Raw genomic sequence first — 13,736 nt, 5'->3', positions numbered from 1 at the left:
AGTATGGTCAAGCTCGTTACCGTTCAGCTTGACTGCTACGCGTCGGTCGCGATGCGGTGAGAACGCCAGGATCACGCCGACATGTCGACATCTCGCCGGTTCGGATGGGCTCGGGGCGCCGCCGCTCTCCTGATGGCCGCACAACTGGCCGCCTGCGGAACGATTCCGCGCGTCGCCTACACCGCCGACCAGGCGGCGGCGGCGGTGCCGGCCGGGATGGATCTCTCCGTTCGCGCCTATGCCGATGCGTCGGAAAGCACCTTCACCGAGATGGTGGCGAGGCCGGAACGCTCGAAACAGGCCTTCGCCTACCTCGCCCTGTCGGGCGGCGGCGGTGACGGGGCCTATGGCGCGGGCGTCCTCAACGGATGGACGGAATCCGGCAAGCGGCCTGAATTCGCCCTCGTCTCGGGAGTGAGCACTGGCGCCCTGATCGCGCCGTTCGCCTTCCTCGGACCGGCCTACGATTCCACCCTCACCGATATCTATACGAGCGGCGTCGCCTCGACCCTGGTGCAGTCGCCGAGCGTCACCAACATCGTGTTCGGGTCCGGCCTGTTCGGGGATGGCCGCCTGCGCGACCTCGTGCGCCGCTACGTGACGCCCGATCTCCTCGCGGCCATCGCCGAGCAGCACGCCAAGGGGCGTCGCCTCCTCGTCGTGACGACGAACCTCGATTCCCAGCGGGCGGTGATCTGGAACATGGGCGCCATCGCGGCCAATGGCGGACCCAACGCCGTCTCGCTGTTCACCGACGTGCTGACCGCATCCGCCAGCATTCCCGCCGTGTTCCCGCCGCAACTGCTCGAGGTGCAGGCCGAGGGCAAGGCTTTCCAGGAGATGCATGTCGACGGTTCGGTGGTGACGCCGGTCTTCACCTTGCCGCAATCTTTCCTGCTGCGGGACAATCGCCTGCGGACCGCCGGCAAGACCGACATCTACGTCATCATCAACGGGCGCCTCGAGCCGGAATTCGACGTCGCGCAGAACAACACCCTCTCCATCGTCGAGCGCTCCTTCACCACCGCGAGCCGGGCCCGCAGCCGGGCGACCCTGGCCGCGACCTACGCCTTCACCCGCGGCAGCGGGATGGGCTTCAACCTCACCTATATCGACGAATCCGCGCCCAACACGACGGCGGCGCGGGGCTTCGACACGGCGTACATGCGCAAGCTCTACGAGGCCGGAAAGGAGACCGGCCGGTCCGGCACGTTCTGGCGCAAGAACGTTCCCACCGCGCCCCTGGTGAAGGCCATCGCCGCCGGCGTCGAGCGCAACTGAGCGGCAGCGCATCATCCCTGCAATGAGGTGGTGCCCTGCGTCGCCCGCCCTCGCGCTCGATGCTGCACTGCGATAGGGAGAGGTCGTCTCTCCCGTGTGGCCATCGGCCCGCATCTCCCCTGCGTTTGGCCGCTGACCCATGATCCAGATCGAAGACCTCACCTTCAACGCCTGGGGCAGGCGTTTCTTCGACCGCGCCAGCGTGGCCGTGCCGCCGGGATCGAAGGTCGGGCTCGTCGGCCGCAACGGCGTCGGCAAGTCGACCCTGTTCAAGATCATCCTCGGCGAGTTCCAGCCCGATAGCGGCGTGATCCTGCTGCCGAAGAATGCCCGCGTGGCCTCCGTCGACCAGGAACACCCGGCGACGCCGGTGAGCCTGATCGACACCATCCTGGCCGCGGATATCGAGCGCGAGGCGCTCAACCTCGAACTCGACACCGCCGAGCCCGAGCGCATGGGCGAGATCTACGGCCGGCTCATCGAGATCGATGCCGACCGGGCTCCGGCGCGGGCCGGCGAAATCCTCGCCGGTCTCGGCTTCTCGGTGGAGGATCTGAGCCGGCCGATGTCGGAATTCTCCGGCGGCTGGCGCATGCGCGTGGCGCTGGCCGCCGCGCTTTTCGCCGAGCCCGACATGCTGCTGCTCGACGAGCCGACCAACTACCTCGATCTGGAGGGCGCGCTCTGGCTGGAGGCGCGGCTCAAGCGCTATCCGCACTCGGCGCTGATCATCAGCCACGACCGCGAACTCCTGAACAACTCGGTCGACGCGATCCTGCACGTCGCCAACGGCAAGCTCGAACTCTACACCGGCGGCTACGACGATTTCGAGAAGCGCCGCGCCGAGAAGGCACGGCTCCAGGCCTCCACGAAGATGAAGCAGGAGGCGGAGCGCGCCCATCTGCAGAGCTTCGTCGATCGCTTCAAGGCGTCGGCCTCGAAGGCGGCCCAGGCCCAGTCGCGGATGAAGCGTCTCGCCAAGATGGAGCCCATCGCCACCACCATCGAGGAGCATGTGGCGCCGTTCCACCTGCCGTCGCCGAAGCGCCCGCTGGCGCCGCCCTTGATGCATCTCACCGACGCCACCATCGGCTACGGCGCGGACGAACCGGTTCTGCGCGACCTCAACCTGACCCTCGACGTCGACGACCGGATCGGCCTGCTCGGCGTCAACGGCGCGGGCAAGTCGACCTTCGCCAAGATGGCGGCGGGCGCGCTGAAGGTGCGGGACGGGCGCATGGTGCGCGAGGGCAGGGTGCAGGTCGGCTGGTTCCACCAGCACCAGATCGAGGCCCTCGACCCGAAGGACACGCCGCTCGCCATCATCCGCCGCGAGCGGCCGGACGACAGCGAATCCGGCCGCCGTGCCAAGCTCGCGAGCTTCGGCCTCGCCTTCGACAAGCAGGAAACCACGGTGGATGCGCTCTCGGGCGGGGAGCGGGCGCGGCTCCTGCTCAACCTCGTGGCGATGCAGGCACCCCACCTGCTCATCCTCGACGAGCCGACGAACCACCTCGACATCGACAGCCGGCGGGCGTTGCTCGACGCGCTGAACGATTACGGCGGTGCCGTCATCCTGATCACCCACGATCGCTCGTTGATGGAACTGGTGGCCGATCGTCTCTGGCTCGCCGCCGACAGGACGGTGAAGCCGTTCGCCGGCGACATGGACGACTACGCCCGCTTCGTCCTCGACCGCTCGAAGACCGGCAAGACCGCGCCCGGTCAGGGCCGCGAGAAGAAGAACAAGCGCAAGGCGGCGTGAGGAGTCTCGCTTTACGTCGAAAGGTTATCGCCCCGATTCTTCCACCTCATCCCGAGGTGCCGGCGTCAGCGGGCCTCGCAGGAGGCGTCCGGTTCGCGCTGCGGCATCTCAGGATGCGGCAGAGTCTGGGGCAAACATTGAAACGCCGCCGACCCTGTGGCCGGCGGCGCTCGAAGAGGCGTTACTTGCGCAGGATCTTGGTGACGAGGCGCCCGATGGCGTTGCTCGAATCCGAGTTGCGGTCGTCGCGAACCACGGTGCGGTCCTCGTTGCCGAGGATCTTGGTGACGAGGCGTCCGATGAGGCTCATGGCTGTCTTCCTTCAAACCGTTTATGCGCCGCATTACGGCGCAGCTTGACGGTCAACACGCCGGACGTCTTCCCGTTCCGGATGAGCCCGACATGATGCGCGCCTGCCCCGGCATCACCCTTGCTCCGCCACCCGCAAGAGGCGGGGCCCGATGACCGACAGAGTGTTCCATGCAGGCGCGAGTCTGGCGCTGCTCCTTGCCGTCGCGATCCTGTTCTCCACCAATCGCCGGGCGATCCGGCCCCGGACCGTAATCTCGGCGCTCGCCTTGCAGATCGCCATCGGCGCCGTCGTGCTGTTCGTGCCGCTCGGCCGGCAGGCCCTCGATGCTGCGGCGACCCTCGTGCAGACGGTACTCGCCTACGGCGATCGCGGGGTGCTGTTCCTGTTCGGCGGCCTCGTCGAGCCGCGCATGTTCGAGCTGTTCGGCGGCAGCGGGTTCATCCTGGCCCTGCGGGTGCTGCCGCAGATCCTCTACGTCTCGGCCCTGATCGCGATCCTGTATCATCTGAAGGTGATGCAGACCCTCGCCCGCATCATCGGTGCGGGGCTGCGGCGGGTGCTCGGCACCTCGCCCATCGAGACGTTCTCGGCCGTCATCACCATCGTCATCGGCCAGAGCGAGATCGCCGTGGCCCTGCGGCCCTTCCTCGCGCTGCTGACGGGAGCGGAACTGTTCGCGGTGATGACGAGCGGGGCCGCCTCCACCGCTGGATCGATCCTGGCCGGCTATGCCGCGCTCGGCGTGCCGATGGAGTACCTGCTGGCGGCCGGCGTCATGGCGATCCCAGGCGGGCTTCTCTACGCCAAGATCCTGATGCCCTCGACGGAGCCGACGCGGGTGACGACGATGCAGGTCGAGTTCGGCGAGACGCGGGCGGTGAACCTGATCGAGGCGGCGGCCGACGGCACCCAGAAGGGGCTCGTCATCGCGGTCTCGGTGGGGGCCATGCTGATCGCCTTCACCGGGCTGATCGCCCTGCTCAACGGCATCGCCGGATGGGGTGGCGGCCTCGTCGGCTATCCGGGCCTGAGCATCGAGGGCGTGCTCGGGCTGGCCTTCTCGCCGCTGGCCTGGCTCATGGGCGTGCCGTGGAGCGAGGCCGGTCTGGTGGGCGGCGCCATCGCGCAGAAGATCGCGTTCAACGAATTCCTGGCCTATGCCCAGCTTTCGCCGACGCTGAAATCGGGTGTCCTCGACGCGCGGACGACCGCCATCGTCTGCTTCGCCCTGTGCGGCTTTGCCAATCTCGCCTCCATCGCGATCCAGCTCGCCAGTCTCGCGAGCCTCGTCCCCGAACGGAGATCGGAGATCGCACGCTATGGAATGCGCGCGATCCTCGCTGGTACCTTGTCGAACCTGACCAGCGCCACCATCGCCGGCCTGTTCATCGGATGACGGGCAGCGGTCACGCCGCTGCGCGCTTACCCGAAGGCTTGGCTGGCGCCTTCGCCGGTGACTTGGCCGGCGGTTTGGCCGGGGCCGTCATCGGGAGTTCGATGTCGACGCCGAGGGTCGACATGTCCTGGCCCCGTTCCAGGCGGATCTGGACCTTGTCCCGCTCCACCGTGACGTGCTTGGCGATGACGGCGAGGATCTCCTCGCGCAGCAGCATCACCAGATCGGAGCCGCCGGCCCCGGCCCGCTCGTGGGCCAGGATGAGTTGCAGGCGGTCACGGGCAGTGGGGGCCGAAGCACGTTTGTTGAAGAGGTTGCGCAGGCTCATGCCGCCCTCCGTGTGAACAGCTTGTTGAGGAGAGACTTCTTGTCGGAGGGCACGGTCATCGGCACCGAATCGCCCTTCAGGCGGCGGACGGCGTCGATATAGGCCCGGGCCGGAGCGCTGAGCGGGTTGTTCATCGTCACCGGGCAGCCGACATTCGAGGCGCGCAGAACTTCGAGGCTCTCCGGGATGATGGCGAGCAGCGGGATCGAGAGGATCTCGAGCACGTCGTCGACCTTGAGCATGTCGCCGCGGTCGGCGCGGGCGGGGTCGTAGCGGGTGAGGATCAGGTGCTTCTCCATGATCTCGCCGCGCTCGGCCTTCAGCGTCTTCGAATCGAGCAGCCCGATGATGCGGTCGGAATCGCGCACCGAGGAGACTTCCGGGTTCGTGACGACCACGGCGAGATCGGCGTGGCGCATGGCCAAAGTGGCGCCGCGCTCGATGCCGGCCGGGGAATCGCAGATCACCCAGTCGAACTTCTCGCGCAGTTCGTCCATCACCTTGGCGACGCCCTCGTCGGTGAGCGCGTCCTTGTCGCGGGTCTGCGAGGCGGGCAGCAGCGAGAGATTCTCGAGCCGCTTGTCGCGGATCAGCGCCTGGTTGAGCTTGGCGTCGCCGTTGACCACGTTGATGAGGTCGTAGACCACGCGCCGCTCGGCACCCATCACGAGGTCGAGGTTACGCAAGCCGACGTCGAAATCGACGACGGCGACGCTTTGGCCCGCTTGCGCGAGTGCCGCGCCGAGAGCCGCTGTGGTGGTCGTCTTGCCGACGCCACCCTTGCCCGAAGTAACGACCAGAACCTTGGCCATATTCGTATGTCTCCCTAATCCAAGGTTGCCATTTTGATGGAGCCGCTATCGAGCCAGATCTGCACGGGTTTCCCGCGCAGAGTCGTGCCCATGTCCTCGGCCGTGCGGACGAGGCGATCGATCCCGAGCAGTTCGGGTTCGAACTTGCGGCAGTAGATACGTGCGCGTGGGTTGCGGGCGGCGCCGGCGATGGCACGGCCGCGAAGCGCCCCGTAGACGTGGATCGAGCCGCCCGCCAGGATCTCGGCGCCGGATGCCACCGAGCCCATGACGGTGACGTCGCCGGTAGGGTGCACGATCGACTGGCCGGAACGGACCGAACCCTCGATCATGAGAGAGGTCGTCTCGGGATCGGCATCGGTGGGGACATCGATGCTGGTGGCCGGTCGTCCGCCCACCAGAAGCGGGGGGATGGCGAGACCGTCGAGCAGGCTCGTCCCCGAGAGCGACGCCGCGGCGCCCTCGATGCCGAGGATGCGGATGCGGCGGGTGCCGAGATCGGCCAGAAGCTTGCCGAGCACTTCGGGGTCGGACCCGAGCGCCGCGATGTCGAGGATGAGTGGGCGGCCGTCGAGCAAGGTCGGCGAACGCTTCAGCGAAGCATCCAGATCGGCGAACCAATCGGGAAGCGGGGCTTCCGGGGCCAGGACGAGTGCCTTGAAGGCGCGGCCACGAAGCTGGACGGATCGGCGGGATGGAGGGGCGTGTGTCACGGGCTCTCGCGATTCCTTACCGAACCATTGACGTCCGTTATGGTTACCGCTTCGTTAACGAACCTCGGTTCCTTGGATCATGAGATGCTGTGACGGGGCGTGACGGCCATAAATCGATAACGGCCGCCCCGCCGAACGGACGCTGCCTTACTCATATCGAGTGGATCGGGCCGAAATCGCCCGAGCCTTCGCCGGACTTCACACCAATCGCCGCGATGAGGCTGCCGCCTCACTCCAATCCGGCGACCTTGATGGAATCGCCGTCCAGGCGGACCTGCGCCGGCTGGCCGCGGCGTTCCGCTCCGAGATCGTCCGCCGTCCTGTAGAGGCCGTCGATGGCGAGCAGTTCCGGCTCGAACTTGCGGCAGGTGATGCGGGCATCCGGATTGCCGGAAGCGCCGGCGATGGCCCGTCCGCGCAACGCCCCGTAGATGTGGATCGAGCCGCCGGCGATCACCTCTGCGCCCGACGCCACCGACCCCATGATGGTGATGTCGCCTTCGAGGTGCAGGACCGTCTGGCCCGAGCGGACCGGCTGGTCGAGGATCAGCGAGCGGGGCGCACGAGGCGCCTCGGTCGGCATCGGCGCGTCCGGCGTGGCGACCTCCTCCACCGGCCGACCTCCCGCCGGGGCAGGGGGCAGACCCTCGCCGAGGCTGCCGGATTTTGCTCCCTCGATCCCCATGACCGTGACGTCGCGTGCCTTGAGGTCGGAGACCAGGGCCGTGAGATCCGCCCGATCGAGGCCGAGGCCCGCCACGTCCAGGATCACCGGCCGTCCGACGAAGAAGGCCGGGGATCGCCGGGCCAGCGCATCGAGGTCTTCGAGCCAGTCATGGACCGGTGCCGAGGGGGCCAGCACGAGGGCCATGAACGAACGGCCGCGGAAACGGATCGGGGGACGGGAATTGGTCTGGGTCACGCGGTGGCGTTTCTGTTGTTCCGGGATCGAAGGACGACGACGGAGCGCAGCATATCGGCAGAAATGCCGGAGCGCTCCCCTCGGAAGAGCTTCGTTTGCGTCTCTCCACCGGAACGGACGCGCTCGGTCCTCGCGCGAGGTCGCCACGATAGGGTGAGGCCGGCTTGCTCTCGCTCCGGGCCGGTATCCTGATTGATTCCCCTTGCCAGGTCGCGAGATCGAACATAAAGATATCTTTATGTCTCAAGACAGCGCCAAGGCGACGACCGCCCTCCCTTTCGCCGATGCCCTCGGCGTGCTGCGCGCCACCGCCGAGGAGACGCGCCTGCGCATCCTCGCACTTCTGATGCAGGGTGAACTCTCGGTCTCCGATCTCACCGACATCCTCGGTCAGTCGCAGCCGCGAATCTCGCGCCATCTCAAGCTTCTCGTCGAGGCCGGTCTGGTGGAGCGGCACCGCGAGGGCGCATGGGCGTTCTTCCGCCTGATCGAGGCGCGGACCGGGCTGGTGGAGCCGCTGGTCGGCAGCCTCGACCGGGCGAGCCCGCCTCTGTCCGAGGACCGCGCCCGTCTCGACGGCGTACGGACCCAGCGCGCGGATGCCGCGCAGACCTTCTTCGCGCGCCTCGCCCCGAAATGGGACCAGCTCCGCTCGCTCCACGTGCCGGAGGCGATGGTGGAGGCGGCGGTGATCGAGGCCCTCGGCTCGGCGCCGGTGCGAAGCCTGATCGATCTCGGAACCGGCACGGGGCGGATGCTCGGCCTGCTGGCCCCCCGGGCCGGCCGCGCCACCGGCCTCGATTCGAGCCACGCCATGCTCTCCGTCGCGCGGGCCAATCTCGAACGGGCCGGCCTCTCGGGCGTCGACCTGCGCCAGGGCGACATCCATGCCCCGCCCTTCGGGCGCGGCAGTTTCGATCTCGTCGTGGTGCATCAGGTGCTGCATTATCTCGACGATCCGGCCCGCGCCTTGCGCGAGGCGGCGCGGCTGGTCGCGCCGGGCGGACGGCTTCTAGTGGTAGATTTCGCGCCGCACGATCTCGAATTCCTGCGCGAGGATCAGGCCCATCGCCGCCTCGGCTTCGCCGCCGAGCAGGTGACGGGCTGGCTCGCCGATGCCGGTCTCGGCGCGGTCGCCACCCGGCATCTCTCTCCCAATGGGGAGAGCGACGATCAACTCACCGTCACCCTCTGGCTCGCCGCGTCCGCGGTCGAGCCGGCACTCGCTTCCGAGGTGGAGCGCGCGGTAGCCTGAGCGGCTACCTACCGCTCTCCGTCTCGACCAAGACCGTCTGAACCGAAAGATCTTGAGGACGCCCCGATGCCCACCGCTTCCCAACATCGCGCCAGCCGCGACGGCTACCGTCCGATCCAGGTCTCCATCGAGTTCTTCCCGCCGAAGACCGACGAGATGGAGAAGGTTCTGTGGTCGTCGATCGAGCGTCTCGCGCCACTCCAGCCGAAATTCGTCTCGGTGACCTACGGCGCCGGCGGGTCCACCCGCGAGCGCACGCACAACACCGTGGCGCGGATGATCACAGAGACCAGCCTCCGGCCGGCCGCCCATCTCACCTGCGTGGATGCGACCCGCGAGGAGATCGACGAGGTCGTGCAATCCTACTGGGATGCCGGCGTGCGCCATATCGTGGCCCTGCGCGGCGATCCGCAGGACGGCGTCGGTACCGCCTACCGTCCCCATCCCGGCGGCTATGCCCGGACCAGCGATCTGGTGGCGGGCATCAAGCGGATCGGCGACTTCAAGGTCTCGGTCTCGGCCTACCCGGAAAAGCACCCCGAGGCCGCCTCCCTCGATGCCGATATCGACGCGCTCAAAGCCAAGGTCGATGCCGGCGCCGATCAGGCGATCACGCAGTTCTTCTTCGAGAACGAGGTGTACCTGCGCTACGTCGACAAGGTGCGCGCGGCCGGGATCGACATCCCGATCATCCCCGGCATCCTGCCGGTGCAGAATTTCAAGCAGGCGGCCAATTTCGCCCGCCGCACCGGCGCCTCGGTGCCGTACTGGCTCGCCGCCCGTTTCGAGGGGCTCGACAACGACGTCGAGACCCGCCGCCTGATCGCGGCTGCCGTGGCGGCCGAGCAGGTGCTCGATCTGGTGGATCAGGGCGTCAACGACTTCCATTTCTACTCGATGAACCGCTCCGATCTCGTCTATGCCATCTGCCATCTGCTGGGCCTTCGTGCGCAGGCACCGAAGGTGGCGGCGAAGGCGGCCTGAGCGATCGGGCTACCCGTCATCCCGGAACGCCGAAGGCGAAACCGGGATCGAGACGCGCCGACCCTGCCGACGCTCCCCGTCCGGCAGCCGAAACCGACCTTCCGGACCCGTCGCGGTCCTGGATTCCGGGCGCCGCGTCGCGGACCCGGAATGACGCGTGAGAGACACGATGACCGACCTTCGCCCCGTCGACGGCAAAGAGATCGAAGCCGCCCTGCGCCAGCGCGCGGCCGAAAAAATCCTCGTCCTCGACGGTGCGATGGGCACCGTGATCCAGCGCCTCGGCTACGGAGAGGCGGATTTTCGCGGGGACCGCTTCACCGATCACGCGCACGACCAGAAGGGCAACAACGACCTCCTGATCCTGACGCAGCCCGACGCGATCCGGCAGATCCATCTCGACTACTTCCTGGCCGGGGCCGATCTCTGCGAGACCAACACCTTCTCCGGCACCACGATCGCCCAGGCCGATTACGGCATGGAATCGATCGTCCATGAGTTGAACGCCGAGGGCGCGCGTCTCGCCCGCGAGGCGGCCAAGCTCGCCGAGGAACGGGATGGCCGCCGCCGCTTCGTCGCCGGCGCCATCGGCCCGACCAACCGCACCCTGTCGATCTCGCCGGACGTGAACAATCCCGGCTACCGCGCCGTGACCTTCGACCAGGTCAAGACGGCCTACGAGGAGCAGGTGCGCGGCCTGATGGAGGGCGGCGCCGAACTGATCCTGATCGAGACCATCTTCGACACGCTCAACGCGAAAGCCGCCGTGGCGGCCGCCTGGGCGGTGTTCGAGGAGCGCGGCATGGTGCTGCCGATCATGATCTCGGGCACCATCACCGATCTCTCCGGCCGCACCCTGTCGGGCCAGACGCCGGAAGCGTTCTGGAATGCGCTGCGCCACTCGACCCCGCTCACCATCGGCCTCAACTGCGCGCTCGGCGCCAAGGAGATGCGCGGCCATATCAGCGAGCTCTCGCGCATCGCCGACACGCTGGTCTGCGCCTATCCGAATGCGGGCCTGCCCAACGAGTTCGGCCTCTACGACGAGAGCCCGGAGGCGATGGGCCGGCTGGTGGGCGAGTTCGCCACGTCCGGCCTCGTCAACATGGTCGGCGGCTGCTGCGGCACCACGCCGGACCATATCCGCGCGATCGCGCAGGCCGTCGAGGGCGTGACGCCCCGCGTCATCCCGGACGTGCCCCGCCTGATGCGCCTGTCGGGGCTGGAGCCGTTCACGCTCACGAAGGAGATTCCCTTCGTCAATGTCGGCGAGCGCACCAACGTCACCGGCTCGGCCAAGTTCAGGAAGCTCGTCACCGCCGGCGACTACGCCGCGGCGCTGGACGTGGCCCGCGATCAGGTGGCGGCGGGCGCCGCCATCATCGACGTCAACATGGACGAGGGCCTGCTCGATTCCGAGAAGGCGATGGTCGAGTTCCTCAACCTCGTCGCCGCCGAGCCCGACATCGCCCGCGTGCCGGTGATGATCGATTCCTCGAAATTCCACGTCATCGAAGCCGGCCTGAAATGCGTCCAGGGCAAGGCCATCGTGAACTCGATCTCCATGAAGGAGGGCGTCGAGAAGTTCATCCACGATGCGCGCATCTGCCGGTCCTACGGCGCGGCGGTGGTGGTGATGGCCTTCGACGAGAAGGGCCAGGCCGATACGCTGGAGCGCAAGGTCGAGATCTGCACAAAAGCCTACAAGGTACTCACCGAAGAGGTCGGCTTCCCGCCGGAAGACATCATCTTCGATCCGAACGTGTTCGCGGTGGCCACCGGCATCGAGGAGCATAACGGCTACGGCGTCGCCTTCATCGAGGCGACCCGGATCATCCGCGAGACGCTGCCGCATGCCCATATCTCGGGCGGCATCTCCAATCTCAGCTTCGCCTTCCGTGGCAACGAGCCGGTGCGCGAGGCGATGCACGCGGTGTTCCTCTACCACGCAATCCAGGTCGGCATGGATATGGGCATCGTGAATGCGGGCCAGCTCGCGATCTACGACGAGCTTCCGGCGGACCTGCGCGAGCTCTGCGAGGATGTCGTCCTCAATCGCCGCGACGATTCCACCGACCGGCTGCTCGATGCGGCCGCGCGCTTCAAGTCGGGCGGCGGTGTCCAGGCCAAGAGCGCCGACCTGACCTGGCGCGAGGCACCGGTGACGAAGCGCATCGAGCACGCGCTGGTCAACGGCATCACCGAGTACATCCTCGCCGATACCGAAGAGGCGCGCCTGGGCGTGGAGCGTCCGCTCCACGTCATCGAAGGCCCGCTGATGGCCGGCATGAACGTCGTCGGAGACCTGTTCGGATCGGGCAAGATGTTCCTGCCGCAGGTGGTGAAGTCCGCCCGCGTGATGAAGCAGGCGGTCGCCTATCTCGAACCCTTCATGGAGGCGGAGAAGCTCGCCAATGGCGGCGACGGCAAGCGTCAGGCCGCCGGCAAGATCCTGATGGCGACGGTGAAGGGCGACGTCCACGACATCGGCAAGAATATCGTCGGCGTCGTGCTCGCCTGCAACAATTACGAGATCATCGATCTCGGGGTGATGGTGCCGGCGGCCAAGATCCTCGACGTGGCGCGCCGCGAGAATGTCGACATCGTCGGCCTGTCCGGCCTGATCACGCCGTCGCTGGACGAGATGGTGCATGTCGCCGCCGAGATGGAGCGCGAGGGCTTCTCGGTTCCTCTGCTCATCGGGGGCGCCACGACGAGCCGCGTCCATACCGCCGTGAAGATCCACCCGTCCTACCATCGCGGACAAACCGTCTACGTCACCGATGCGAGCCGGGCCGTCGGCGTGGTGTCGAGCCTGCTGTCGAAGGAGACGCGGGACTCGACCATCGAGAAGGTCCGCGCCGAGTACAGGAAGGTCGCCGACGCGCATGCGCGGTCCGAGCTCGACAAGCAGCGGCTGCCGCTGGCGAAAGCCCGCGCCAACCCGTTCAAGATCGACTGGACGGGCTACCAGCCCAAGAAGCCGAGCTTCACCGGCGTGCGGGTCTACAGCTCCTACGAGGTCGCCGACCTCGTCCCCTATATCGACTGGACGCCCTTCCTGCAGACCTACGAGTTCAAGGGCCGCTACCCGGCGATCTTCGAGGACCCGAACCAGGGGCCTGCCGCCAAGGCCCTGTTCGACGACGCGCAGGAGATGCTGGCCCAGATCGTCGCCGAGCGCTGGTTCAACCCGAAGGCGATCATCGGCTTCTGGCCGGCCAACAGCGTGGGCGACGACATCGCCCTGTTCACAGGCGAGAGCCGCTCCGAAAAACTCGCGACCTTCCACGGCCTGCGCCAGCAGCTGTCGAAGCGCGACGGGCGCGCCAATACCTGCCTCTCCGACTTCGTGGCACCGGAAGGCTCCGGCATCGGCGATTACATCGGCGGCTTCGTGGTCACGGCCGGCCTCGAGGAAGTGCGCATCGCCGAGCGTTTCGAGCGGGCCAACGACGATTACCGTTCGATCCTGGTCAAGGCGCTCGCCGACCGCATCGCCGAGGCCCTGGCCGAGCGCATGCACGAGCGCGTGCGCCGCGAGTTCTGGGGCTACGCCGCCGACGAGACCTACGCGCCGGAGGACCTGATCCGCGAGGAATATGACGGCATCCGCCCCGCGCCTGGCTATCCGTCCCAGCCCGACCATACCGAGAAGGTCACGCTGTTCGACCTCCTCAAGGCGGAATCGCGCATCGGCGTGAAGCTCACCGAGAGCTACGCCATGTGGCCGGGCTCCTCCGTGTCGGGTCTCTACATCGCCCATCCGGAGGCGCATTACTTCGGCGTCGCCAAGGTGGAACGCGATCAGGTGGAGGATTACGCCCTGCGCAAGGGCATGGACCTTCGAGAGGTCGAGCGCTGGCTCGGACCCATCCTCAACTACGATCCCGCCCGCTATCTCGCGGCGGCCGCCGAATAAGCCGTCTGATTCGGTGGAATGGAGCGGGGGTGTGTCCGTCGGAGG

Annotated in this window: 11 protein-coding genes; 6 read left to right on the top strand and 5 right to left on the bottom strand. The window is 67.4% G+C overall.

The window, feature by feature from the left end; all coding sequences use genetic code 11:
- The first annotated feature begins 81 nt into the window (after window positions 1-81).
- Complete coding sequence (locus A3OK_RS0114040; protein WP_019905521.1) at window positions 82-1,281, top strand: patatin-like phospholipase family protein; 1,200 nt, start codon at window positions 82-84, stop codon at window positions 1,279-1,281.
- 139 nt (window positions 1,282-1,420) lie between these two features.
- Complete coding sequence (locus tag A3OK_RS0114035; protein WP_019905520.1) at window positions 1,421-3,046, top strand: ABC-F family ATP-binding cassette domain-containing protein; 1,626 nt, start codon at window positions 1,421-1,423, stop codon at window positions 3,044-3,046.
- Between the two features lie 181 nt (window positions 3,047-3,227).
- Here A3OK_RS0114035 and A3OK_RS22765 read toward each other — a convergent pair whose 3' ends face one another.
- Window positions 3,228-3,356 carry a hypothetical protein gene (locus A3OK_RS22765; RefSeq protein WP_019905519.1) on the bottom strand — a complete coding sequence of 43 codons (129 nt, stop codon included), beginning with the start codon at window positions 3,354-3,356 and terminating at the stop codon, window positions 3,228-3,230.
- A 151-nt stretch (window positions 3,357-3,507) separates the two neighbouring features.
- Between A3OK_RS22765 and A3OK_RS0114025 the strand changes: the two genes are divergently transcribed.
- Window positions 3,508-4,755: a nucleoside transporter C-terminal domain-containing protein gene (locus A3OK_RS0114025; RefSeq protein ID WP_026597269.1), complete on the top strand. Its 1,248-nt coding sequence runs from the start codon at window positions 3,508-3,510 to the stop codon at window positions 4,753-4,755.
- A gap of 10 nt (window positions 4,756-4,765) precedes the next feature.
- Here the strand turns inward: A3OK_RS0114025 and minE are convergent, their stop codons facing one another.
- The 4 genes from minE to minC (A3OK_RS0114005) all read right to left on the bottom strand — a co-directional run bounded on the left by minE (window position 4,766) and on the right by minC (A3OK_RS0114005) (window position 7,530).
- Complete coding sequence (minE, locus tag A3OK_RS0114020; RefSeq protein ID WP_019905517.1) at window positions 4,766-5,083, bottom strand: cell division topological specificity factor MinE; 318 nt, start codon at window positions 5,081-5,083, stop codon at window positions 4,766-4,768.
- Complete coding sequence (minD, locus tag A3OK_RS0114015; protein ID WP_019905516.1) at window positions 5,080-5,895, bottom strand: septum site-determining protein MinD; 816 nt, start codon at window positions 5,893-5,895, stop codon at window positions 5,080-5,082. Before minD ends, minE begins: the two co-directional genes overlap by 4 nt.
- Window positions 5,896-5,909: 14 nt before the next feature.
- Window positions 5,910-6,608, bottom strand: a complete 699-nt coding sequence (gene minC, locus A3OK_RS0114010; protein WP_019905515.1) for a septum site-determining protein MinC — start codon at window positions 6,606-6,608, stop codon at window positions 5,910-5,912.
- A 229-nt stretch (window positions 6,609-6,837) separates the two neighbouring features.
- On the bottom strand, window positions 6,838-7,530 hold the full coding sequence (minC, locus tag A3OK_RS0114005; protein WP_019905514.1) for a septum site-determining protein MinC: 693 nt from the start codon (window positions 7,528-7,530) through the stop codon (window positions 6,838-6,840).
- A gap of 238 nt (window positions 7,531-7,768) precedes the next feature.
- On the opposite strand from minC (A3OK_RS0114005), the gene A3OK_RS0114000 reads away from it, so the two are divergent.
- From A3OK_RS0114000 to metH, 3 genes are all read left to right on the top strand, one after another.
- Window positions 7,769-8,785 (top strand): metalloregulator ArsR/SmtB family transcription factor, encoded by a 1,017-nt coding sequence (locus tag A3OK_RS0114000; protein ID WP_019905513.1) that lies wholly within the window; start codon window positions 7,769-7,771, stop codon window positions 8,783-8,785.
- A 66-nt stretch (window positions 8,786-8,851) separates the two neighbouring features.
- Entirely contained in the window at window positions 8,852-9,769 is a 918-nt protein-coding gene (gene metF / locus A3OK_RS0113995; protein WP_019905512.1) for a methylenetetrahydrofolate reductase [NAD(P)H], read from the top strand.
- 169 nt (window positions 9,770-9,938) lie between these two features.
- Window positions 9,939-13,691 (top strand): methionine synthase, encoded by a 3,753-nt coding sequence (metH, locus tag A3OK_RS0113990; protein WP_019905511.1) that lies wholly within the window; start codon window positions 9,939-9,941, stop codon window positions 13,689-13,691.
- Window positions 13,692-13,736 lie beyond the last annotated feature (45 nt).

This window comes from Methylobacterium sp. 77, assembly GCF_000372825.1.
GTDB lineage: Bacteria > Pseudomonadota > Alphaproteobacteria > Rhizobiales > Beijerinckiaceae > Methylobacterium.
The sequence above is the reverse complement of the archived record's forward strand: the minus strand, read 5'-3'. Positions and strand labels throughout refer to the sequence as shown.

Excerpts from the sequence above, each read along its gene's own strand:
- A3OK_RS0114040 (WP_019905521.1), top strand. The coding sequence starts at position 82 with ATGTCGACATCTCGCCGGTTCGGATGGGCTCGGGGCGCCGCCGCTCTC.
- A3OK_RS0114035 (WP_019905520.1), top strand. The coding sequence starts at position 1,421 with ATGATCCAGATCGAAGACCTCACCTTCAACGCCTGGGGCAGGCGTTTC.
- A3OK_RS22765 (WP_019905519.1), bottom strand. The coding sequence starts at position 3,356 with ATGAGCCTCATCGGACGCCTCGTCACCAAGATCCTCGGCAACGAGGAC.
- A3OK_RS0114025 (WP_026597269.1), top strand. The coding sequence starts at position 3,508 with ATGACCGACAGAGTGTTCCATGCAGGCGCGAGTCTGGCGCTGCTCCTT.
- minE (WP_019905517.1), bottom strand. The coding sequence starts at position 5,083 with ATGAGCCTGCGCAACCTCTTCAACAAACGTGCTTCGGCCCCCACTGCC.
- minD (WP_019905516.1), bottom strand. The coding sequence starts at position 5,895 with ATGGCCAAGGTTCTGGTCGTTACTTCGGGCAAGGGTGGCGTCGGCAAG.
- A3OK_RS0114000 (WP_019905513.1), top strand. The coding sequence starts at position 7,769 with ATGTCTCAAGACAGCGCCAAGGCGACGACCGCCCTCCCTTTCGCCGAT.
- metF (WP_019905512.1), top strand. The coding sequence starts at position 8,852 with ATGCCCACCGCTTCCCAACATCGCGCCAGCCGCGACGGCTACCGTCCG.
- metH (WP_019905511.1), top strand. The coding sequence starts at position 9,939 with ATGACCGACCTTCGCCCCGTCGACGGCAAAGAGATCGAAGCCGCCCTG.